At 53.8% G+C, this 21,410-nt stretch carries 21 protein-coding genes; 8 read left to right on the forward strand and 13 right to left on the reverse strand.

From position 1 onward, the window contains the following. Nucleotide 1: 1 nt before the first annotated feature. Nucleotides 2-1,129 (reverse strand): glycosyltransferase family 4 protein, encoded by a 1,128-nt coding sequence (locus ACWKXX_RS12945; RefSeq protein WP_015570036.1) that lies wholly within the window; start codon nucleotides 1,127-1,129, stop codon nucleotides 2-4. Then, on the reverse strand, nucleotides 1,126-2,196 hold the full coding sequence (gene rfaQ / locus ACWKXX_RS12950) for a putative lipopolysaccharide heptosyltransferase III (RefSeq protein ID WP_261665837.1): 1,071 nt from the start codon (nucleotides 2,194-2,196) through the stop codon (nucleotides 1,126-1,128). Before rfaQ ends, ACWKXX_RS12945 begins: the two co-directional genes overlap by 4 nt. 150 nt (nucleotides 2,197-2,346) lie before the next feature. Here rfaQ and ACWKXX_RS12955 point away from each other — a divergent pair, with 150 nt between their 5' ends. Further along, a complete protein-coding gene (locus tag ACWKXX_RS12955; protein WP_023302886.1) occupies nucleotides 2,347-3,300 on the forward strand; it encodes a polysaccharide deacetylase family protein in 954 nt (317 codons plus the stop codon). A gap of 26 nt (nucleotides 3,301-3,326) precedes the next feature. Here ACWKXX_RS12955 and ACWKXX_RS12960 read toward each other — a convergent pair whose 3' ends face one another. The 6 genes from ACWKXX_RS12960 to rfaD are packed head-to-tail and all read right to left on the reverse strand — an operon-like array spanning nucleotide 3,327 to nucleotide 9,512. Then, complete coding sequence (locus ACWKXX_RS12960) at nucleotides 3,327-4,538, reverse strand: O-antigen ligase family protein (protein WP_015570034.1); 1,212 nt, start codon at nucleotides 4,536-4,538, stop codon at nucleotides 3,327-3,329. Continuing rightward, nucleotides 4,526-5,425: a glycosyltransferase family 2 protein gene (locus ACWKXX_RS12965; protein WP_261665836.1), complete on the reverse strand. Its 900-nt coding sequence runs from the start codon at nucleotides 5,423-5,425 to the stop codon at nucleotides 4,526-4,528. The genes ACWKXX_RS12960 and ACWKXX_RS12965 overlap by 13 nt, the downstream gene beginning before the upstream one ends. A gap of 5 nt (nucleotides 5,426-5,430) precedes the next feature. After that, the gene (locus ACWKXX_RS12970) at nucleotides 5,431-6,540 is read right to left on the reverse strand and encodes a glycosyltransferase family 9 protein (RefSeq protein WP_045142434.1); all 1,110 of its coding nucleotides are present in this window, start codon (nucleotides 6,538-6,540) and stop codon (nucleotides 5,431-5,433) included. 3 nt (nucleotides 6,541-6,543) lie between these two features. Continuing rightward, a complete protein-coding gene (gene rfaC / locus ACWKXX_RS12975; protein ID WP_045142435.1) occupies nucleotides 6,544-7,527 on the reverse strand; it encodes a lipopolysaccharide heptosyltransferase RfaC in 984 nt (327 codons plus the stop codon). A gap of 3 nt (nucleotides 7,528-7,530) precedes the next feature. Further along, nucleotides 7,531-8,577 carry an ADP-heptose--LPS heptosyltransferase RfaF gene (gene rfaF / locus ACWKXX_RS12980; protein WP_015570031.1) on the reverse strand — a complete coding sequence of 349 codons (1,047 nt, stop codon included), beginning with the start codon at nucleotides 8,575-8,577 and terminating at the stop codon, nucleotides 7,531-7,533. Nucleotides 8,578-8,579: 2 nt separating this feature from the next. Further along, nucleotides 8,580-9,512 (reverse strand): ADP-glyceromanno-heptose 6-epimerase, encoded by a 933-nt coding sequence (gene rfaD, locus ACWKXX_RS12985; protein WP_003860858.1) that lies wholly within the window; start codon nucleotides 9,510-9,512, stop codon nucleotides 8,580-8,582. Nucleotides 9,513-9,725: 213 nt separating this feature from the next. Here rfaD and kbl point away from each other — a divergent pair, with 213 nt between their 5' ends. Beyond that, complete coding sequence (kbl, locus tag ACWKXX_RS12990; RefSeq protein ID WP_015570030.1) at nucleotides 9,726-10,922, forward strand: glycine C-acetyltransferase; 1,197 nt, start codon at nucleotides 9,726-9,728, stop codon at nucleotides 10,920-10,922. Nucleotides 10,923-10,931: 9 nt separating this feature from the next. Beyond that, the gene (gene tdh, locus ACWKXX_RS12995) at nucleotides 10,932-11,960 is read left to right on the forward strand and encodes an L-threonine 3-dehydrogenase (RefSeq protein ID WP_017383610.1); all 1,029 of its coding nucleotides are present in this window, start codon (nucleotides 10,932-10,934) and stop codon (nucleotides 11,958-11,960) included. Nucleotides 11,961-11,987: 27 nt separating this feature from the next. Here the strand turns inward: tdh and ACWKXX_RS13000 are convergent, their stop codons facing one another. Further along, complete coding sequence (locus ACWKXX_RS13000) at nucleotides 11,988-12,902, reverse strand: hypothetical protein (protein WP_261665835.1); 915 nt, start codon at nucleotides 12,900-12,902, stop codon at nucleotides 11,988-11,990. 15 nt (nucleotides 12,903-12,917) lie between these two features. Further along, nucleotides 12,918-14,123 carry a glycosyltransferase gene (locus tag ACWKXX_RS13005; RefSeq protein WP_261665834.1) on the reverse strand — a complete coding sequence of 402 codons (1,206 nt, stop codon included), beginning with the start codon at nucleotides 14,121-14,123 and terminating at the stop codon, nucleotides 12,918-12,920. Between the two features lie 206 nt (nucleotides 14,124-14,329). Between ACWKXX_RS13005 and ACWKXX_RS13010 the strand changes: the two genes are divergently transcribed. Continuing rightward, nucleotides 14,330-15,130, forward strand: coding sequence for a glycosyltransferase family 2 protein (locus tag ACWKXX_RS13010; protein WP_261665833.1), 801 nt, complete (start codon nucleotides 14,330-14,332; stop codon nucleotides 15,128-15,130). An 11-nt stretch (nucleotides 15,131-15,141) separates the two neighbouring features. On the opposite strand, the gene ACWKXX_RS13015 is transcribed toward ACWKXX_RS13010, so the two are convergent. Genes ACWKXX_RS13015 through gpmM form a run of 3 tightly spaced genes read right to left on the reverse strand, consistent with a single transcriptional unit; the run spans nucleotide 15,142 to nucleotide 18,915 of the window. Continuing rightward, entirely contained in the window at nucleotides 15,142-16,074 is a 933-nt protein-coding gene (locus ACWKXX_RS13015; protein WP_017383607.1) for a divergent polysaccharide deacetylase family protein, read from the reverse strand. A gap of 3 nt (nucleotides 16,075-16,077) precedes the next feature. Next, the gene (gene envC / locus ACWKXX_RS13020; protein WP_026094345.1) at nucleotides 16,078-17,337 is read right to left on the reverse strand and encodes a murein hydrolase activator EnvC; all 1,260 of its coding nucleotides are present in this window, start codon (nucleotides 17,335-17,337) and stop codon (nucleotides 16,078-16,080) included. A gap of 33 nt (nucleotides 17,338-17,370) precedes the next feature. Beyond that, nucleotides 17,371-18,915, reverse strand: a complete 1,545-nt coding sequence (gpmM, locus tag ACWKXX_RS13025; RefSeq protein WP_017383605.1) for a 2,3-bisphosphoglycerate-independent phosphoglycerate mutase — start codon at nucleotides 18,913-18,915, stop codon at nucleotides 17,371-17,373. A gap of 248 nt (nucleotides 18,916-19,163) precedes the next feature. Between gpmM and ACWKXX_RS13030 the strand changes: the two genes are divergently transcribed. The 4 genes from ACWKXX_RS13030 to gpsA are packed head-to-tail and all read left to right on the forward strand — an operon-like array spanning nucleotide 19,164 to nucleotide 21,376. Further along, nucleotides 19,164-19,595, forward strand: a complete 432-nt coding sequence (locus ACWKXX_RS13030) for a rhodanese-like domain-containing protein (RefSeq protein WP_017383604.1) — start codon at nucleotides 19,164-19,166, stop codon at nucleotides 19,593-19,595. An 11-nt stretch (nucleotides 19,596-19,606) separates the two neighbouring features. Beyond that, complete coding sequence (gene grxC / locus ACWKXX_RS13035) at nucleotides 19,607-19,858, forward strand: glutaredoxin 3 (RefSeq protein ID WP_003860837.1); 252 nt, start codon at nucleotides 19,607-19,609, stop codon at nucleotides 19,856-19,858. 31 nt (nucleotides 19,859-19,889) lie between these two features. Beyond that, on the forward strand, nucleotides 19,890-20,357 hold the full coding sequence (gene secB, locus ACWKXX_RS13040; RefSeq protein WP_014168079.1) for a protein-export chaperone SecB: 468 nt from the start codon (nucleotides 19,890-19,892) through the stop codon (nucleotides 20,355-20,357). Then, on the forward strand, nucleotides 20,357-21,376 hold the full coding sequence (gene gpsA, locus ACWKXX_RS13045; protein WP_006812398.1) for an NAD(P)H-dependent glycerol-3-phosphate dehydrogenase: 1,020 nt from the start codon (nucleotides 20,357-20,359) through the stop codon (nucleotides 21,374-21,376). The genes secB and gpsA overlap by 1 nt, the downstream gene beginning before the upstream one ends. Nucleotides 21,377-21,410: the final 34 nt, after the last annotated feature.

A 21,410-nucleotide genomic window follows, 5' to 3' on the forward strand; every position in this document is an offset into this window, starting at 1 on the left:
ATTAATCCAGTAATTTTTGATAAAGCGAAATAAGCTGACTTGATAGTTTTTCAGGGGTTGCTTCTCTGACGCGTTCACGCGCCGCAAGCCCCATATTGTTATTTTTCTCCAGTGAAGGGATGGACATGACGGCCTCCTTCAATGTGTGGATATCAAGTGCATCACAGTAAAACCCGTTCTGGCCTTGCTCAATAAATTCTGAACCACCGCAACTCTCTGACGTAATGACGGGCAATCCACAGGCCATTGCTTCAAGTATGACGTTAGGGAAAGGATCATACAGCGTCGGCAGCAGTAAACCATCAGAAAGCTGATAAAACGGCAGCGTCTCTTTTTGCATCCCCAGGAAACGGATTTGCCCCTCACAGCCTAATGAACGGGCGAGGTCGCGATAACGGCTTTCCGCTTTATCCTGACCGACCACAACCAGCCACGCCGAGGTTCCTGCTATAGCCCGAATAGCGCTTGCCAGCCCCTTGCGTTCAAATCCTGAACCCACGAAGCAGAAAATGACGGCATCAGCGGGTAAGCCAAATTGCTGACGCAGTACAGCGCGTTGTCTCTCTTCTGCCGGAACGAAGCGGCTGGAATCTATTGAATTATAAATCACATGTATCTTTTTTGCGTCAATATCAAAGTCTTCGACGATTTCGCGCTTGATCATCTCCGCATTACAGATAACGGCTTTCAACTCGGGAGCCTGGTACATTTCACGTTCTGCGTGCATCACGTAGCGGTGATAGCGATCGTGCATAAGCAGCTTCGCGCGCCAGGCGGGAAGAATACGCGTACGCTGTAGCAGCCAGCGTCGATGTACACCATCCCCGGCGCGGTAAATATCGCAGCCCGGAATACGTTCGTGGCTCTGGACAATATCAAACTGCTGTTGCTGCCACAGCGCGCGTGCGGCGTGTGCAAAGCCGCGCTCACGGCTGATGCGGCCCCACTTTCGGGGATCGCAAATATGAATATGCCAGTCGTCCTGCTTTTCGCCCTGCCACTCGCGGGTGATGACGTTGAGCTCAAGATTTTGATTGCTCAGCGCGGTAAGTGCCCTAGAGACAAAACGTTCTGCTCCTCCATCCGGACGATATTTTTGGCGCACAATGGCCAGACGATGAAGCTTCATTGCAGGTATCTCCTTGCGGCGGAGACGACAGCATCAACGGGGATGGCGTCGAGATAACGTTCCGTCGTTTTTGTATCAATGGCGTCAGGGTTGGGAAGCGGGCCGTAGTTACCTGCCCAGATGACCTCTCCGTTAACCTGCCATGGCGACCAGAACGTCAATTTTGACGGGCCAAACAGCGCCACGCAGGGCGTCTGAAGGGCGGCGGCCATGTGCATGGGTACGGAGTCAACGCCAATGAACAGGATCGCGTGATCGATTAGCGAGGCCAGCTGGCGCAGGGTTAACTGCCCTGCCAGCGATACAACACCCGTCTGCGGGGAGGCTGCAAGAATGCGGTCAATCATCGCCAGCTCTTTCTTGTCCGGTCCCGCCGTAAGGACGATAGTGTGGCCGTCCTGCTGCAACGCGGCGATAGTTTGCGCCATTTTGCCTTCGTCCCAGCACTTAAAGAACCAGCGTGAAGTGGGTTGAATAACGATGTAGCGGTCTCCCACGCCCTTTTGCGACAGCTTTTGGTGAGCATGGCGCCAGTCATCCGCGCTGTAAGCCATGGTCACGGTAGGGTTGGCCATTACCGGCAGCGCTGACAGTATGGAGAGATTTTGTTCAACGGTGTGCAACGACTGATGGCTGGCGACCGAGACCAGTTCACTGTGGCAAAAACGCCAGAAGGCGTTATTGCGCTTGTTAAAAGCGAACCCGAGCCGAACCGGTGCGCCGGTGAAGCGGGTAACAATCGCGCTGCGCCACTGATCGGCAAGATTGATCACCAGATGATAATGCTGAGCGCGTAAAGTACGAAGCAACTGCCACTCTTTTTGCAGGTGCTTCAGCGTCCCCAACTGCTTCCATTTACGATCGATACCATAGATCGTCCCGATTGCCGGATGCGCGGCGAGCATGTCTCGCGTCTCTTCATAGAGAAGCACGTCGATTTGGGCGTCAGGCCATTTCTGGCGTAATGAATTGATGACGGGGGTGGTGAGTAACATGTCACCATGATGGCGAAGTTTGATCAGTAAAATGCGCAAATCAGGCGTGTCAGGTAAGTTATTCATCATCATCTTATCGGCGTTGTACTATTGGCAATTCTAATAGACCTGGTAACGACTTGCACTCTTTCTCCATAATGTCAGGAATTTCCCTGGAAGGGTTTACTCCTGCTTTCGGGCGTGCGTAACATAGCGCTAACTATTTTGTCTTGCGGGCTCATTATGAAAAAACCAGCGTTTATCATCACGATCGATACCGAAGGGGATAATCTCTGGCAGAACCACCGGGTGATCAAAACGGAAAACGCGCGCTACCTGGCGCGGTTTCAGGCGCTTTGTGAACGTTTCGGCTTTAAGCCCGTCTGGCTGACCAACTACGAGATGGCAGTCGAACCGGTATTCATTGAGTTCGCGAAAGAGGTCATAGCCCGCGGCCAGGGTGAGGTGGGAATGCATCTCCATGCCTGGAATAGCCCTCCGGAGCACGATCTGACCGGTGATGACTGGCGCTGGCAGCCTTATCTGATTGAGTTTTCAGACGAGGTCATGCGTGAGAAAGTGCTCTTCATGACCCGCTTACTGGAAGAGACTTTCCAGACAAAAATGCTCAGCCATCGCGCCGGGCGCTGGGCATTCGACAGCCGTTACGCCCAGTTGCTGATTGAGCTGGGGTATCAGGTAGATTGTTCCGTTACGCCGCGCGTGAACTGGCGCAACGCGAAAGGTGCCCCGCAGGGTAATGGCGGAACGAATTACCAGCATTTTCCCGATCGTGCCTACTTTTTGGACGTAGACGACATTTCCCGGCCGGGAAACAGCCCTCTCCTCGAAGTGCCGATGAGCATCCAGTATAAACACCCGGCATGGCTGAATTCCCTGAAGCAGGGTTATGATCGTCTGCGCGGTAAATACCGTTCTCCGTCAGTTAACTGGTTACGTCCGTCCGGAGGAAATGCGGCGGAGATGATTAAGGTTGCGCAGCAGTGCCTGGCTCAGGGGAATGACTACGTGGAGTTTATGCTGCATTCGTCGGAATTTATGCCTGGCGGGAGCCCTACTTTTAAAGACGAGGCCGCGATTGAGGGGCTGTATCAGGATCTGGAGCAGCTCTTTACCTGGTTATCAGATAAGACCGTGGGGATGACGCTGGCGGAGTTTTACCAGTACAAAAAATAGTTATGCCCGCCAGGCGGGCATATTTGTTATTGCTGTTTTGTTTGTGAGAAAGGTGTACTTAGCGCAAACAAAATCATAAAGAAGATTAAGGCTTCTGAACTGAGCAGTATGACATCCGTCAGTCCATACAAAAGCAAAAGAAGCATCGACGTCAGCAGCAGTGCGTTTCTGTTTCGTAGGGCATACACAATCATCGAAACGAAGAAAAAGAGCATTACCGCTACGCCGGGGATCCCCTGCAAAGAGTATTTCTCAATAAATTCATTATGCAGGTGGACTTTGATGTATTCGAGTGCACTGCCAAGGTGAGGATGGCCGTCTTTAATGTAGTGTCGGGTCCACGCTTCACGCTCTTCCAGCGATTGCCCTAACGGATGGGCAAGACCATTCTCGATCCCGATAGTCCACATCGAAAAACGTGCGCCGAGTGAGGTGCGGTCAAAACCTTGTTGATAACGTTCAACCTCACGTTGGGTTTGTTGTATTTTTGGCGAAATCAATGGCTTGTAGCTAACGATTACAACGCCTGCAACAATGCATAAAAAGATGAGGGCTGATTTAAGATGAATCTTTCTGAAATGATAAAGCGTGAGCACAATCGCCAGAAGCAGATATAAACCCATCGCAGCGCGGGTCCCCGTCAACAGTATGACGAAGTAAGAGATTAATATAGTGAAGCCCGCAACAACATACAGCTTCACGTTCTGTTGAAGGTAAAGACTATATACGAAAGCCAGTGACAGGACAGAATAAACATAGGCTGAAACGGTGGCACGGTTAATTGCCATCTCAACGCGAGTCATACCTTGCGAGGCCTGCCACAAGCCATACCCTGTGGCGAGCACAAACCCCAGGGCCGTTGCGAAGAAGAAGAATTTCCTGAAGGTATCCTTATCGATATAAAACTTAAAGCGGTCGATATAGAAAATCAGGACACTCGCTAAAATTAACTTTTTGCTGGCACCGAGGTAGTCGCTGTAAAGGTTGAGGCCCTCGTTATGATACTCATAGAGTAAGTACCAGCCGAGGTTAAGTAACCCAATCAGCAGAATGGGCAGTGCTATAGTAAAAGGTCGCAGAGTGATTTTTTTATATTCGAAAGCCAGGCCAATAATACTGACGTAAATAGCGATATAGAAAAATTCTCTTTGCTTCCCAGAACTGACTAAAGCCAGTATCAAGGAGATGAGGCTTAAAGCGATCGTCAGTTGATATAGCCGTGGTTTTATTTTTTCCATAACGCCTCAATAACCCTTTTTTTGTAGCTAAAACGAACATCGGTGGACATGAAAAAAGACAATGTATACATGGTCTTTACGCGTTGTTTCACGAGCTGCAATTGTTGGTCTGTAAGACAGGACCGATGGTTGCTGTAAATATCAAACCAGTGGCAATTGACGAGATGTTTGTAGCGTGACGGAAATGTTCTTTCCATCTGTAACGTGCATTCGACAAGCGTTGAAATTTTGCTGGCGTCCAGACTGCTCGACAAACTGTCGCGACGCTTGATGTAATAATAATGCCCCTGGCGTTGATAGGCTATTTTGCTCGATTGCATCAACATTCCCGGGAAGACAGCGAAATCCTCATAACATAACATCGGAGGTATGGGATTTTTCTCGTAAAGACTACGATGAATAAACTGGCCAATGAGATGTGCCTGAAAGTCTTTATGACGTAAGAAACGAGCAATTGCTTCATGTTGTGACAATGGCACAGGCTTAAATCCCTGCCAGTCTAAAGTCATTCTCCGGGGATCGCGAATCTCAAGCAAACGTGTCAGTAACATATCCGGACGTTGCGCTTTCAGATAGGCCATTGCGTCCCTGAGGCTGCCAGGCTTTAAGCAATCGTCACTGTCGAGCATCGTAATATACTCACCCGATGCCAGTGCGACAGCGCTGTTTCTTACCCGGCCAACGTTACGAAAGTTCACGGTGCGCGTTATGATCTGAGGAAATTTCGGCGACCACTCTTCAATTATTGCCTGCGTGGCATCCTCAGAACTGTCATTGAAAATAATGACTTCAGTATCCTGATCGGTTGCTGACAGCAGGCTTGAAAGCGTGGCGTGCAGCGTAGCTTCAGCGTTATGCGCAGCAATAATGACGCTTAAAAAAGCCATAAAAATTAGTTTCCTTGAGCGTCGGTAGCGCTAGCCAGTGAGCGGGCTTTTGGTAATGTACGGATAAACTGCTGAAGATCGTGTAACGCGGAGTCAGTGACAGAGAATAGTGCTTCCCGTTCTTGCGGGAAGTAATAGCGCGTTTCAAACACATAAGAACAAATGTTATCGTCATTCCCGATCAGCATCACATTGCCAAGCGGACGCTGTTCATAGTGACAACACGGTCCAAACAGCAGGACCACCGGCACGCCGACGGCGTCTGCGATGTAGACATTCCCCGAGTCAGACGCGATATAGCAGTCCATCTTAGAAATGGCCCAGGGAAGCTCTTCCAGCGAAATTTTGCCAATAAGATTGATAAAATTGGGGATTTCACCGTAAAGACGGGTGATATCGTCCATCCACGACTGTTCGTTTGGCGCGCCGAAGACATAAAACTCGCAGGGTAAATCAGCGAGTTGATCAACAATCCGCTTCCAGATAACCGGAGGGACGGTTTTGGCTTTATTGCCCGCCGCAATACTGATGCCGATGCGGATAACGCCAGGTTTATCAAGAATGGCCGGCCAGGTCGTCGGCTTGAAGAGTGGCTTTGTGGCGTGCTTGGGAGAGTCTTGCCACGTGAGCGAGCGGTCGGCCAGTTTCAGGTAATTCGTCACCGAAAGCGTTTTTTTGCCATGCTCAACGGTGCCGTCGGCTGCGAGATAGAAAATCCCGTGATACCACCTGCGCGTGTAAATGCTTAAAAATTGTTTGTTTTTGGCATTGCAGACGGCGGCAAAAAAGAGGTTCACGCTGTTGGGCTGTAGCAGGTAGACGTTGTCGTATCGGTTCATGATCCTGCACGCGAAGCACAGTTTACGCCACAGGTTGCGCTTATGCTGCTCAATAAAATAGATCTGCTCAATAGTCTCATCATGCTTCGCCAGCGCGCCAACGCTGCGACTGATCAACACATCGCTTTTTTGCAGATATGCCAGAAGAGGCGTCGCATTAATAAAGTCACCGATTTTGGCTGTCTGAATGACAAGGTTCTTGCCCGTGTCTTTTCGAAACAGCTTCCGGATGAGTTTCACCGGAAAGAGTAAAATCAGCAGAAATACATAACTCATGGGTTAAATATCCCTGTTGGAAAGCCGATGGCTGCCCTGTAAAAATGAAAAAATAGCATCTGCGCTAATATCCTTCGTTTGTTGCGTAGGGCTAACCATCTGATGCTGGTTTTTACCGTAACCCCCGATCAACCCCGGATCGGTCGGGCCGAAAATCGTGATATTAGGACGATCCAGTGCGGCGGTTAAATGGCTTAACCCTGTATCCACAGAAACGACGGCGTTAGCGCCCGCCAGCTGTGCGGCAACCTGCGCCAGCGTGAGTTTGGGTAACACCTCGACGTGGGAAAAACCTGCTGCCAGACGTTCCGCTCGCTGCCGCTCATGTTCAGCGCCCCATGGGAGTTTAATATGGATACCGCTAGGTTGCATTAGTTCAATCAGCCTTCTCCAGTGCGTTTCCGGCCAGTGCTTATCGTCGCGCGTTGTGGCATGCAGGAAAACCAGATAGGGCGCGATATCCTTGTCCGTTTCGCGCAGAAAATGCTGTGCGATGGCGTAGTCACCCTGGAGGTCGGGTTTTGCATAGCCGAGACTCTTAGCGAACAGCTCGCGGGTACGTTCCACGGCGTGCTGCTGCTTCGCAATATGGTGGCGACGATTATAGAACAGGCTCGCCAGCGGTTCGCGGGCGGTTTGCCAGTCCATGCCGTGCTTTACGCCGTGCGCCAGACGCGTGACCAGCGCGGCGCTTTTCACCAGCCCCTGGGCGTCGACGATCGCGTCGTAACGCCGGGCCTGCACCGCTTCGCGGAAGGCTTTGCGTTCGGCTTTAATCTGTGCGGAGAACCATGCTTTGCGCCAGCGGCGAATGGCCACCGGGATCACGCGATCAACCGCTTCATGCCAGGTGGGGATCTGCGCGAAGCCTTCTTCCACCACCCAGTCAAAACGGATGCCGGGAATGGCCCGCATGGCGTCCGTCAGCGACGGCAGCGTATGCAGAACATCACCCATTGAGGAGGTTTTAACGATCAATACCCGCATCCGTTATCCTTCTTCGCTCAACAGCAGTGCGTTGAGTTCTTCGAGAACACGCTGCGGGGTAATGTCGATCAGGCTCTGATGGTAACCTTCTGCGGCATCGCCTTTGCGCACCTTGTGGTAGCCGGTGATCAAACGGATCACGCGCGCCTTGTGCGACAGCGGCGGCGTGAAGTCCGGGCTGCTTGGACCATACAGCGCGACCAGCGGGCGATCCAGCGCGGCGGCGACGTGCATCAGGCCAGAGTCGTTACTGACCACGGCCTTACAGGCGGCAATCAGGATAACCGCCTGCTCGAGCTGCGTTTCCCCGGCCAGGTTTCGGCACCATGCCTGTTGCTCGGTGCTCAGCGTGGCGAGAATTTCATTGCCCGCCTCATGATCTTTCGCCGAGCCAAACAGCACAATCTGATAGCCTTCATCGATAAGCTGTTTCGCCAGCTCTGCATAGTGATAGTGCGGCCAGCGTTTTGCCGGACCGAATTCTGCGCCAGGGCAGAACCCAATCATCGGGCGTTCGGACGAAATGCCAAATGCGTTGCAGGTGTGGGATTTCTCCCCATCGCTTACCTGGAGCTGCGGCCACAGCAGCGGCTGCGGCAGATCTTTCGCGCTGCGCATCACGCCTTTGTCGTAGGCCAGCGCCACGTAGCGCTCCACCATCAGCGGCCAGGCCTCTTTATCCAGCACCCGGGCGTCGTTCAGCAGGCCGTAGCGCATTTCACCGCGCCAGCCGGTACGGTGCGGGATGCCCGCAAAGAAGGGCACAAGGGCGGATTTGAAGGAGTTAGGCAGCACGTACGCGCGGTCATAGCGTTTCTCGCGCAGGCTGTGGCCGAGTTTGCGGCGTTCACCGATTTCCAGCGCGCCGTGTCCGAGCGGCATCGGGATCGCCTCGTTCACTTCCGGCATACGCGATAACAGCGGACGGCACCATGCGGGTGCCATCACGTCGATTATCGCCTGGGGATAACGCGCCTTGAGCGTGCGATAGAGACTTTGCGACATCATCATGTCGCCCACCCATGACGGGCCGATCACCAGAATTTTCATGCTTATGCGTCGCGGTTCAGCCAGGCCATATATTCCGTTACGCCTTCGGCAACGGTCTTGAACGGCTTGTCGTAGCCTGCGGCGCGCAGGTTAGTCAGGTCCGCCTGGGTGAATGCCTGGTAGCGGCCTTTCAGCTTATCCGGGAACGGAATGTACTCGATGCTGCCTTTCTTATGGTACGCCAGCGTCGCGTCTGCCACCGCCTGGAAGGATTCCGCGCGGCCAGTGCCCAGGTTGAAAATGCCGGACACGCCATTTTCCAGGAACCACAGGTTTACTGCCGCCACATCGCCCACGTAGACGAAGTCACGCTTGAAGCCGTCGCTGCCTTCGAACAGTTTCGGGCTTTCGCCGTTATTTAATTGGGTGTTCAGGTGGAACGCCACGCTCGCCATGCTGCCTTTGTGGCCTTCGCGCGGCCCGTAGACGTTGAAGTAGCGGAAGCCGACAATCTGCGAGTTCGCTTCTGGCAGGATCTGACGTACGTACTCATCAAACAGGAACTTGGAGTAACCATAAACGTTCAGCGGCTGCTCATATTCGCGGGATTCGATGAAATCTGAAGTGCGCCCACCGTAAGTTGCCGCGGAAGAGGCGTACAGGAACGGAATTTCACGCTCCAGGCAGTAGTGCAGGAGCTCTTTGGAGTACTGATAGTTGTTATCCATCATGTACTTGCCGTCCCACTCGGTGGTGGAGGAGCAAGCACCTTCGTGGAAGATGGCTTCGATCTCGCCGAACTCTTCACCCGCCATAATCTGGATAAGGAAGTCTTCTTTATCCATGTAGTCAGCGATGTTCAGATCCACCAGGTTCACGAACTTGGTGCCGTCTTTCAGGTTGTCCACCACCAGAATGTCGGTGATGCCTTTGTCATTGAGGGCCTTAACAATATTGCTGCCGATAAAGCCCGCGCCGCCAGTAACGATGATCATAACTGTAACCTTTGAAGTATGAGTCGGGGAATATCCCGAACGCTAATCTCTTTATCATATCATCACAATGCTCAGGCTTCAGCCATTCACCGATATGCAGCAGGGGTACGCGTGATTTATGCTGCAAAAACGAGAAGAGATACTGCGTCATCTCGTCATGAACTATTGGTTTGGGTAATATGTGCCAAAATTTGCCGAGTCTGGAGAATTGCAATGCGTGGTGATTTTTACAAACAGTTAAACAGCGACCTCGACACCGCACGTGCGGAAGGGTTGTTCAAAGAAGAGCGTATTATCACGTCTGCCCAGCAGGCGGACATCACCGTTGCCGACGGCAGCCATGTGATCAACTTTTGCGCGAACAACTATTTAGGTCTTGCGAATCACCCTGAGCTAATTGCCGCGGCGAAAAACGGCATGGACACCCACGGTTTCGGTATGGCCTCCGTTCGCTTTATCTGCGGTACGCAGGACAGCCACAAGCAGCTTGAGCAAAAGCTGGCGAACTTCCTCGGAATGGAAGACGCGATTCTGTACTCCTCCTGCTTCGACGCCAACGGCGGTCTGTTTGAGACCCTGCTCGGCGCAGAAGACGCGATTATCTCCGACGCCCTGAACCACGCCTCCATCATCGACGGCGTACGCCTGTGCAAAGCGAAGCGTTTCCGCTACGCCAACAACGACATGGTGGAGCTGGAAGCGCGCCTGAAAGAGGCCCGTGAAGCAGGGGCTCGCCACGTCCTGATCGCCACCGACGGCGTGTTCTCCATGGACGGTGTGATCGCCAACCTGAAGGGCGTGTGCGATCTGGCGGATAAATACGACGCGCTGGTGATGGTGGATGACTCTCACGCGGTCGGTTTTGTCGGCGAAAACGGTCGTGGCTCCCACGAATACTGCGACGTAATGGGCCGCGTGGATATCATCACCGGTACGCTGGGCAAAGCGCTCGGCGGCGCGTCTGGCGGCTACACCGCCGCGCGTAAAGAGGTGGTCGAGTGGCTGCGCCAGCGCTCCCGCCCGTATCTGTTCTCCAACTCCCTGGCGCCGGCGATTGTGGCTGCCTCCATTAAAGTGCTGGAGATGGTGGAATCCGGGGCTGAGCTGCGCGACCGCCTGTGGGCTAACGCCCGCCTGTTCCGTGAAAAAATGAGTGCCGCAGGATTCACCCTGGCCGGTGCCGATCACGCGATCATTCCGGTGATGCTGGGCGACGCGGTTGTCGCGCAGAAATTTGCTCGTGAGCTTCAGAAAGAAGGGATTTACGTGACCGGGTTCTTCTTCCCGGTGGTACCAAAAGGTCAGGCGCGTATCCGCACCCAGATGTCTGCGGCGCACTCGCCTGAACAAATTGAACGTGCGGTGGAAGCCTTTACCCGCATCGGCAAACAGCTGGGCGTCATTGCCTGAGGACGTATGATGAAAGCGTTATCCAAACTGAAAGCGGAAGAAGGGATTTGGATGACCGACGTGCCGGAGCCGGAAGTCGGTCATAACGATCTGCTGATCAAAATTCGTAAAACCGCCATCTGCGGTACTGACGTTCACATCTACAACTGGGACCAGTGGTCGCAGAAAACCATTCCGGTACCGATGGTTGTCGGTCACGAATATGTCGGCGAAGTGGTGGGTATCGGCCAGGAAGTAAAAGGCTTCAACATTGGCGATCGCGTCTCCGGTGAAGGCCACATTACCTGCGGCCACTGCCGTAACTGCCGCGGTGGGCGTACCCACCTGTGCCGCAACACCGTCGGCGTGGGCGTGAACCGTCCGGGCTGCTTCGCGGAATACCTGGTGATCCCGGCGTTTAACGCGTTCAAAATCCCGGACAATATCTCTGACGATCTGGCCTCCATTTTCGACCCGTTCGGCAACGCGGTACACACGGCGCTCTCCTTCGACCTGGTGGGTGAAGACGTGCTGGTTTCCGGCGCGGGCCCCATCGGCATTATGGCGGCAGCCGTGGCGAAGCATGTGGGTGCGCGCAACGTGGTGATCACCGACGTGAACGAATACCGCCTGTCGCTGGCGCGCAAAATGGGCGTCACCCGCGCGGTGGATGTCTCGAAAGAGAGCCTGACCGACGTGATGGAAGAGCTGGGCATGACCGAAGGCTTTGACGTGGGTCTGGAGATGTCCGGCGCGCCACCGGCGTTCCGCACCATGCTCGACACCATGAACCACGGTGGCCGTATCGCGATGCTGGGTATTCCGCCGTCAGATATGTCCATTGACTGGAACAAAGTCATCTTCAAGGGGCTGTTCATTAAGGGCATCTATGGCCGTGAGATGTTCGAAACCTGGTACAAGATGGCCGCGCTGATCCAGTCCGGTCTGGATCTGTCCCCGATTATCACTCACCGTTTCTCCATCGATGAGTTCCAGCAGGGCTTTGACGCAATGCGGTCCGGCCAGTCAGGGAAAGTGATCCTGAGCTGGGATAAGTAATTAAAAAGGGGCCAGCGGCCCCTTTTTTTACTGATTCTTTTTCTCTTCGTCCGTCAGGTAGCGCACCTTGCGGGTGTAGTCCTGCCCTTTGAACAGCAGCCTGTTATCCGGCGATTCCAGATACTTCTGCCATTCGGAAAGCGGGAAACCACCGTGCGCGCCAATCACCTCTTTCGGCACAACGGCTTCCTGACCGCCGATCTTCTTGGAGACCGGCCAGTTCATCCAGTCGCCCAGGTTAACCGTTTTTACATCCAGCATGTCCAGCAGCGCAGCGAGCGGCAGCTGATCGGTCGGCGGCTGCGTGTCGTCCATCAGCTCCCAGGTATCCTGGAACAGCGTCAGCCACAGCGGGCAGATACGGCGCCAGGTCTTTTTGGTGGCGGCAAGAAACGCGCCGTTAACGTGATCGACCAGATACGGACGCACCGTTTCTTTGTAATATGCCGGCACTTTCTCCGCTGGCGCGCCGTCCAGCTTGGCAATCATTTTGCCCTGACGGAAGCTGGAGTAGATGTGCATATCCGCCATGTTGATCTCTGGCATTTTAAGCAGGTTGAGATCGGAGTCGATCATCAGCACACCTTCACCGCGCGCCTGCAACGGAGCATTAAGCTTCACCAGACGACTGAGGTAGATCTGCTTATAGCGGTAACCTTCTTCACGTTTTGGAAGCGTGAGGGTAACAACGCGGGTTTTTGGCGGCAGCTCGCCGAAAGCGGATTCAGGCTGATCGCTGACGATAACAATCTCGCTGATGTCGGTGGCATAACGCTCTGCAAAGGTCGCTGACAATAACGCCTCTTCGACGAAATCCGCGCCCGTACACGGGATCACAATGGAATCCACCGCAACGAGATCGCGCGTGACCGGAAGGGAAGCGTAAGGAATGTTATGACGCCCGGTAATGTGGCGGTAGCGAGCATTCAGGAATTTAAACATGTTCTTCTCGTTTGGTTATTGCGCGCCAAGAACGGCCTCGACACCGTTAACATAGCTTTCAATGGCATACATGTTGCAGACATTCTGGTGTGCGGCAGCGGCGAGCCGGGCGCGCAGAGCAGGATCCTGCCAGATATTATCCAGATGTTGAGCAAGTTGCGACACGTCGCTCCAGGGAAACAGCAGGCCGGTCGACTCATGATCGATCAATTCTGCCGTGCCGGTCACCTTTGAACCAATCACGGGAATATTCAGCAGCATCGCCTCCAGCACGACGCGCGGCAGGCCTTCGCTCTTCGAGGCCAGAATAAATGCGTCAAAGGTGGCGAGATAGTCAAAAGGCGTGTTCTGGAAACCGGTAAAAATGACGTGCTCAGTAATACCCAGCGCGTCAGCCTGTGCCGCCAGTGCGCCGCGCTCCGCCCCTTCACCGACCAGCACCATCTTCCATTTTGCCTGCGGGTGCCTCTGGCTGAACTGTGCCAGCGCCTCCAGCGTATGGTGGTTGGCTTTGCGAGGGATTAGCGAGCCAATGCTGCCGAACACAAACGTGTCGTCATCAATGTTCAGGCGCTGGCGCATCGCGCGTCGGTCGGGCAAAGGCTGGTGGATGTCGATAGCATTGTTGACCGCGGTACACAGCGCTGGCCGGACGCCATGCTGAAGCAACACGCGTTCAACGCCGTGCGAGACGGCGATGATTTTTGTGGCATGGGTATTCACCAGCTTCACCAGCGGCGGGGTCAGCACCGGTTCAATCCGGCAGTGCTGGATTATCCGCGCATGCAGGTTTGCGCCCGCCAGATACCCTTCTTCGTTAGAGCCTGGCTGGTTGTTCATATACAGCGTATCGAATCCACCTTCCCTGAAAATGGTCTCAATCTTGCTGACGTTGGGGCGAATGCGCCACAGGGTATCGATATGCCGCGTAAATGCTTTGCGCGCTGAACGCGAGAAAAACAGCAGACCACGTCCCGCTTCTTTCAGTAGTTTTGCCCATGCCGGTTGCTTACGTTGAGGGATAACGAGTAGCGGGATCCCAATGCTATTGAGCACCTGGCCAATCGTTTGACCTTCAGCACGACTATAATCACTGTAAAAACAACAAGTAATGTCGAATTTGTCGCGGTTGATTCGCTTCAGAAGCTCAAGCATACTGTTGGTACCTCCCCCCCATTCTTTGCCCGTGTCCAGGAGGAGGATTTTACGTTTTTGCGGCATGTCTGAATCCGTATGCTACCCTTCATCTGACCGCATTATAAAGAATTTACTGAAATAAAATAGATTTTTTGTATTCATTTGCCTTTTTATAAGCAAAGGTTTTAAACACGCTTATTTTAAAAGTGCGATTTAAGACTTTAATCGCCTCTTCTCAATTCGATAGTATGAGTGCAAAAATTTTATGTTGTTATTGAGAGAGTGAAAATATGTTTAAAATAACGGTCTGCTTATTAACGTTTAACTCCGAAAGAACGTTGCACGATGTTATTCCTCCTCTTTTAAAAATAGCAGATGAATTCGTTATAGTGGATTCCGGAAGTACAGACTCGACGATATATATTTGCCAGAGTTATGGATTGTCGCCCATATTCAAAAAATATAGCTGGCACGGCGAGCAGATGAACCATGCCGTATCCCATGCGCACAACGACTGGGTGCTGTGCATGGACAGTGACGAAATACTCGATCAAGAAACCGTTGATGCTATTTTAAAATTAAAAATGGGCGATGAACCCGAACCGGATATGGCGTGGCGGATATGTCGTCACTGGTTTGTTTTGGGAGAAAATGTCCGAACGATTTATCCCGTCTCATCACCGGATTATCCGGTGCGTCTTTTTAACCGTTCGCAGTCGCGATTTAATAACCGGCCAGTAGACGATCAGGTTGAAGGTTTTCTCCGTTCTGAACGTATTCCAGGTTATGTCAGACATGATACGTTTTATTCGCTGCATGAACTTTTTAATAAATTAAACGGATATACCACTCGCCTGGTTCAATATCAGACGATACGTCCCTCTCTTGGTCGCGGCGCGATCAGCGCTATTGGCGCATTTTTCAAATGGTATCTGTTTAGCGGTGCGTGGCGTCAGGGCAAAGTAGGTGTGGTGACAGGGTTTTATGCCACGGCGTACAGTTTTTTGAAGTATTTCAAGGCCTGGTATCAGGATCGGGAAAAGAGAGAGTCCGTTGCAAAAGAGCAGTCGGACTCTTATCTGGCAGAATAGGCGTTAGCCGATCAGGCTTTTTTTCCCCAACCCTGCCACTGTTGCTGGACGTATTTAACCAGTGTACTGCTGCTGATGCTTTCGCCAATCACCGAGAAGAAGCGGGTTGCATAGACCGGTTCAGGCGGCTGTTTCAGCGTGCAGTTCTTCACGCCGCGGAATGGATTACGCGGCTGCGTTGCGGGTGGTTGCGCGCTACCCGGACGAGAAGTATCCACCTGAGGTTCATTGAGCAGATCGCTCGGACGCACCAGCGTAATATCGGCGGGTAAGCCCGGCAACATTTGCTGCAAAACGCGAACGGTAGACGGATGCGGATGCCCAATGGCAATCGCCGAACCGTTACGGCGCGCCAGCTGTACCGCGCGGTTAAACTGCACGCGGATATCCGCTTCGTTCTGGGAGTCGTCCAGGAATACTTTGCGCTTGATGACTTTTACCCCCGTCCCCTGAGCGGCACGCATCGCCTGGCTGTTGCCGATGGTCATGCTGTCGAGGAAATAGAGATTGTAACGCTCCAGCGCCTGCATCACTTTCAGCATACCGTACAGGCTGGAGGTCATCGCGCTGCCCATATGGTTATTCAGACCCACGGCATACGGCACTTTATTGTACGCATCGCGGATGATGCGATCGATCTCGTCGCTGCTCATGTCCGGGCGCAGGGTATCTTTTTCCAGCGGCTGCTTGCTGAGGGGGGCCATCGGCAGATGGATGAGGACCTGATGGCCGCCATTGTGCGCTTTGGTCGCCATTTCATGCGCGTGAGGCGCATTAGGCAGGACGGCGACAGAGATGGCTGACGGCATCGCCAGCACCTGATTTTCATAGTGTGGTCGATAACCGAAGTCATCAATCACAATCGCGAGTTTGCCTGCATAAACCGGTGCAGCCAGCGCCAGTGCGCTGACTACGGAAACAACAATTCGACGAAATTGAAGCAAAACCTATCTTCCCAACCACGGCTGTGGATTGACCGCCTGACCCTGACGACGAATTTCGAAATAGAGTGACGGGCGGCCCTGACCGCCACTGCTGCCCACAAGGGCAATGGGTTGACCCGCGCGCACCTGGGTGCCAACGCTGACCAGCGCGCTCTGGTTGTAGCCGTAAAGACTCATATCGCCTTTACCGTGTTCAACCACCACCACGAGCCCATAACCCTGTAGCCAGTCGGCCAGGATCACGCGGCCATCGGCGATGGCTTTCACTTCGCTACCTTCAGACGCACCGATAACGATCCCCTTCCAACGTAGCTCACCCTGCAACTGTTCGCCATAGCGATGCAGGATCGTACCGCGAACGGGCCAGTAAGCCTGACCACGCGGGGAGCCGAGGCCGCCGGTACGCGACATCAGGGAACGTTCATTTTCAGTCGGTTTGTAGGTGGTGCCTTTCCGGGAGGCTTCCTGCTGCTTATTACGCACCGCCTGCGCTTCGCGCGCTTCTTTTTCGGCGCGCGCTTTGGCCGCGGCTTCTGCCCGGGCAATGCTGTTACGCAGTCTGGATTCGTTGGCGCGCATTTCGCTCAGCTGGCTTTGTCCTGCCTGGATAGAGGACTCCAGCCCGGCGAGCGTCTTCTTACGCTCATTGCGCGCCTGCTCAAGCTTCTCCTGCTGCGCCTGCTGATCGTAGAGCAGCGTTTGCTGCTGGCTCTGCTTCTCTTCCAGCTCGGCTTTTTGCGTGGTGACTTCTTCGCGCGTCTGTTTCAGCTGCGCAATGGTCTCCTGACGCGCCTGGTTTAGATAGCCGAAATAGGCCTGTAAACGCTGACCACGCTGGCTCTCTTCGCCGCTGAGGATCAGCTGAAGGCCTGTGTGCTCACCCTGACGGAAAGCAGCATCAAGCTGTGCAGCAAGGTTCCGCTCCTGGGCATCGCGCTGACGCTCCAGTTTCGCAATCGACGCGTTCATTTCATCGATTTGCTTATTGAGCTGGGCAAGGGTGTTTTGTGTTTCACGCAGCTTACGCGCGGCGGCGGAAATGGCCTCTTCCTGCTTTTTAAGCTGGGCGAGCAGGGTGGCGCGCTGCTGTTGCTGCTGACGTACCGCACGCTCTTTGGCGGCGATATCGGCCTGAATGGATTTAAGCTGATCGCGGTCATCCGCATGGGCGGATGCGGCGCACAGCAATACGCCAGCGCTGAGTGCGCTGGCGCAAAGCAGAGGTCTGACTGATAACCGAAGCGGCTTCACGACCCATGTGATTGAAAAAATCGCCTTTCCCCTCATGGGGAGCGATTATTCCACGATGAACAGCGGCTTGCCAGTCATCTCTTCAGGGATTTCCATACCCATCAGCGACAACATGGTTGGCGCGATGTCGGAAAGCTTGCCGCCTTCCACAGCTTTCACTGATTTATCACCTACATAAATCAGTGGAACAGGCAGGTTGGTATGGGCGGTATGCGCCTGACCGGTTGCCGGATCACGCATCTGTTCTGCGTTACCGTGGTCAGCAGTGATCAGCAGCTGGCCGCCCACGGATTCAACCGCTTTCGCGACCTGCTCAACGCAGTGGTCCAGCGCTTCAACAGCTTTAACGGCTGCTTCCATCACGCCGGTGTGGCCCACCATGTCGCCATTCGGATAGTTACAGATGATGGTGTCGTATTTACCGCTTTCGATCGCGGCCACCAGTTTTTCGGTCAGCTCCGCAGAGCTCATTTCTGGCTGGAGATCGTAAGTGGCGACTTTCGGCGAGTTAATCAGGATGCGGTCTTCGCCTTTAAACGGCTCTTCTACGCCGCCGTTAAAGAAGAAGGTCACGTGCGCATACTTCTCAGTTTCGGAGATGCGCAGCTGCGTTTTATCGTTTTTCGCCATCCACTCGCCGAAGGTATTTTCCAGGGAAGCGGGTGGATACGCGCATGGGGCTTTGATATCCGCTGCATACTCGGTCAACTGGATGAAATCGATCTTCGCCACTTTCTTACGGGCGAAACCGTCGAAATCGCTGTTGACGAAGGCGCGGGTGATTTCGCGCGCGCGGTCAGCACGGAAGTTCATGAAGATCAGCGCATCGCCATCTTCCATGGCGGCATCGGCCTGGCCTTCAGCGCGGATCACGGTTGCCTTCACAAATTCGTCGTTTTCATCACGCGCGTAAGCCGCTTCCAGGCCTTCAACGGCGGTCGGGAACTGGAACTCACCTTTTGCCAGGGTCAGCAGATCATAGGCTTGCTCAACGCGGTCCCAGCGGTTGTCGCGGTCCATGGCATAGTAACGGCCAACGATGGACGCCACGCGGCCTTTGCCCAGTGCGGCAAATTTATCTTCAAACGCTTTAAGAGAACCTTTTGCGCTGCGTGGCGGCGTATCGCGACCATCCAGGAAGGCGTGCAGATAGATTTTTTCCGCACCGCGCTCGGCGGCCAGTTCTACCATCGCCATGATGTGATCTTCGTGGCTGTGAACGCCGCCCGCAGAGAGCAGACCCATAATGTGAACGGCCTTGCCTGCGGCAACGGCTTTATCAACCGCTCCGGTGAGCGTTGGGTTGGCAAAGAATGTACGTTCTTTGATTTCAACGTCCAGGCGCGTCAGGTCCTGGTAAACGATACGGCCCGCACCCAGGTTAACGTGACCCACTTCAGAGTTGCCCATCTGACGATCCGGCAGACCCACTTCCAGGCCAGACGCATCAATCAGGGTGTGGGGACGTTTTGCCCATAGCGCATCCATAACCGGGGTTTTGGCGTTGAAAATGGCGTTATCCTGTTGATCTTCACGGTAGCCATAGCCATCCAGAATCACCAGTACCATAGGTTTTTTAGAAACCGACATTGCGACAACCTCATGCTCAAGAGACAAAAAATTTGCGTAATTTTACTACAGCTGAATCGATAAAATAGCCGCAGAAGATCAAAGAAAGCGCGGGGGCAATGCTGTTCTCAGGCCATTTTGAGGCTTTTTTTACGTGGCATGCCGCAGAAAATAGATTAGCTTTATGTCGCTGGCTGTATTTGCCACAGCGCACAGGTATACTCCTGTCCTGGTTTTTTTAATCACTTAGTCGGGAGTTGTTACCCCCCATGCAAGAAATTATGCAATTCGTTAGCCGCCACCCGGTTCTGAGCATCGCGTGGATTGGCCTGCTGGTCGCTGTACTGTTCACCACATTTAAGGGACTGACGTCTAAAATTAAGGTGATCACCCGCGGTGAAGCGACACGTCTGATCAACAAAGAGGACGCCGTGGTTGTCGATCTGCGTCAGCGCGACGATTTCCGCAAGGGCCACATCGCAGGTGCTATCAACCTGCTGCCCGCGGAAATTAAAGCGAACAACATTGGTGAGCTGGAGAAGCATAAAGCCCAGCCGATTATTGTTGTTGACGGCACTGGCATGCAGGCGCAGGAATCTGCCAGCGCACTGCATAAAGCAGGCTTTGAAAACGTAACGGTGCTGAAAGAAGGCATCTCCGGCTGGAGCGGGGAGAATCTTCCTTTAGTGCGCGGTAAATAAGGAGTTAAGTGATGGCCAATATTGAGATCTACACCAAAGCAACGTGCCCGTTCTGCCACCGAGCGAAAGCGCTGCTGTCCAGCAAAGGCGTAACGTTCAAGGAACTGCCGATCGATGGTGACGCGATTAAACGCGAAGAGATGATCCAACGCAGTGGTCGCACAACGGTTCCACAGATTTTTATTGATGCGCAGCACATTGGCGGCTGTGATGACTTGTATGCGCTCGACGCTCGTGGCGGACTCGATCCGCTGCTGAGCTAGAGACTTTAGGACAATTAAAAAGGGTTTTTCCATGTCAGAACAAAACAACACCGAGATGACTTTCCAGATCCAGCGCATCTACACCAAGGATGTCTCTTTCGAAGCGCCAAATGCGCCGCACGTTTTCCAGAAAGACTGGCAGCCAGAGGTTAAACTTGATCTGGATACCGCATCCACCCAGCTGGCGGATGATGTGTATGAAGTCGTACTGCGTGTCACCGTGACCGCCTCTCTGGGCGAAGAAACCGCATTCCTGTGCGAAGTTCAGCAGGGCGGTATCTTCTCCATCGGCGGCATCGAAGGCAACCAGATGGCGCATTGCCTGGGTGCATACTGCCCGAACATCCTGTTCCCGTATGCCCGTGAATGCATCACCAGCCTGGTTTCTCGCGGTACATTCCCGCAACTGAACCTTGCGCCAGTAAACTTTGATGCGCTGTTCATGAACTATCTACAGCAGCAGGCTGGCGAAGGTACCGAACAACATCAGGATGCCTGATGAGCACTGTTAATGCGTCAATGACTGTGATCGGTGCCGGCTCTTACGGCACCGCTCTTGCCATCACCCTGGCAAGAAATGGTCACGACGTGGTCCTGTGGGGCCACGATCCAAAACATATCGCGACGTTGCAACACGACCGCTGCAATGTGGCGTTTCTCCCGGACGTTCCGTTCCCTGACTCCCTGTATCTGGAAAGCGACCTCGCGACCGCGCTGGCGGCCAGCCGCAATATTTTGATTGTGGTGCCAAGCCATGTGTTTGGCGAAGTCCTGCGTCAGATTAAGCCGCTGATGCGTGCGGATGCGCGTATTGTGTGGGCGACGAAGGGGCTGGAAGCGGAAACCGGACGTCTGTTGCAGGACGTTGCCCGCGAAGCGCTGGGAACAGCGATCCCGCTGGCGGTGATCTCCGGGCCGACGTTTGCCAAAGAGCTGGCTGCGGGCTTGCCGACGGCGATTTCGCTGGCGTCCACCGACCAGGCATTTTCCGACGATCTTCAGCAACTGCTGCACTGCGGCAAAAGCTTCCGCGTGTACAGCAACCCCGATTTTATCGGCGTGCAGCTGGGCGGCGCGGTGAAGAACGTCATTGCCATCGGGGCCGGGATGTCTGACGGCATCGGTTTCGGCGCGAATGCGCGTACTGCGCTGATCACCCGTGGCCTGACCGAAATGTCCCGCCTGGGCGAAGCGCTGGGTGCCGATCCGGCCACCTTTATGGGAATGGCAGGGCTGGGCGACCTGGTGCTGACCTGCACCGATAACCAGTCGCGTAACCGCCGCTTTGGCATGATGCTCGGACAGGGCAGCGATGTAAAAAGCGCGCAGGAGAAGATTGGTCAGGTGGTTGAAGGCTATCGCAATACCAAAGAAGTTCGCGAACTGGCGCACCGTTTCGGTGTTGAAATGCCAATAACCGAGGAAATTTATCAGGTATTGTATTGCGGAAAAAATGCGCGCGAGGCAGCATTGACCTTATTAGGTCGTGCGCGCAAGGACGAGCGCAGCAGCAATTAGCCGGGAAGTATCGTCACCTGAATGACCCAGCCAG

This window comes from Enterobacter sp. UPMP2061 (genome assembly GCF_053709615.1).

Excerpts from the sequence above, each read along its gene's own strand:
- secB (WP_014168079.1), top strand. The coding sequence starts at position 19,890 with ATGTCAGAACAAAACAACACCGAGATGACTTTCCAGATCCAGCGCATC.
- rfaC (WP_045142435.1), bottom strand. The coding sequence starts at position 7,527 with ATGCGGGTATTGATCGTTAAAACCTCCTCAATGGGTGATGTTCTGCAT.
- gpsA (WP_006812398.1), top strand. The coding sequence starts at position 20,357 with ATGAGCACTGTTAATGCGTCAATGACTGTGATCGGTGCCGGCTCTTAC.
- ACWKXX_RS12965 (WP_261665836.1), bottom strand. The coding sequence starts at position 5,425 with ATGGCTTTTTTAAGCGTCATTATTGCTGCGCATAACGCTGAAGCTACG.
- ACWKXX_RS12970 (WP_045142434.1), bottom strand. The coding sequence starts at position 6,540 with ATGAGTTATGTATTTCTGCTGATTTTACTCTTTCCGGTGAAACTCATC.
- ACWKXX_RS12945 (WP_015570036.1), bottom strand. The coding sequence starts at position 1,129 with ATGAAGCTTCATCGTCTGGCCATTGTGCGCCAAAAATATCGTCCGGAT.
- ACWKXX_RS13030 (WP_017383604.1), top strand. The coding sequence starts at position 19,164 with ATGCAAGAAATTATGCAATTCGTTAGCCGCCACCCGGTTCTGAGCATC.
- rfaD (WP_003860858.1), bottom strand. The coding sequence starts at position 9,512 with ATGATCATCGTTACTGGCGGCGCGGGCTTTATCGGCAGCAATATTGTT.
- ACWKXX_RS13010 (WP_261665833.1), top strand. The coding sequence starts at position 14,330 with ATGTTTAAAATAACGGTCTGCTTATTAACGTTTAACTCCGAAAGAACG.
- grxC (WP_003860837.1), top strand. The coding sequence starts at position 19,607 with ATGGCCAATATTGAGATCTACACCAAAGCAACGTGCCCGTTCTGCCAC.
- ACWKXX_RS12955 (WP_023302886.1), top strand. The coding sequence starts at position 2,347 with ATGAAAAAACCAGCGTTTATCATCACGATCGATACCGAAGGGGATAAT.
- tdh (WP_017383610.1), top strand. The coding sequence starts at position 10,932 with ATGAAAGCGTTATCCAAACTGAAAGCGGAAGAAGGGATTTGGATGACC.
- rfaQ (WP_261665837.1), bottom strand. The coding sequence starts at position 2,196 with ATGATGATGAATAACTTACCTGACACGCCTGATTTGCGCATTTTACTG.
- kbl (WP_015570030.1), top strand. The coding sequence starts at position 9,726 with ATGCGTGGTGATTTTTACAAACAGTTAAACAGCGACCTCGACACCGCA.
- gpmM (WP_017383605.1), bottom strand. The coding sequence starts at position 18,915 with ATGTCGGTTTCTAAAAAACCTATGGTACTGGTGATTCTGGATGGCTAT.
- ACWKXX_RS13000 (WP_261665835.1), bottom strand. The coding sequence starts at position 12,902 with ATGTTTAAATTCCTGAATGCTCGCTACCGCCACATTACCGGGCGTCAT.
- ACWKXX_RS13005 (WP_261665834.1), bottom strand. The coding sequence starts at position 14,123 with ATGCCGCAAAAACGTAAAATCCTCCTCCTGGACACGGGCAAAGAATGG.
- rfaF (WP_015570031.1), bottom strand. The coding sequence starts at position 8,577 with ATGAAAATTCTGGTGATCGGCCCGTCATGGGTGGGCGACATGATGATG.
- ACWKXX_RS12960 (WP_015570034.1), bottom strand. The coding sequence starts at position 4,538 with ATGGAAAAAATAAAACCACGGCTATATCAACTGACGATCGCTTTAAGC.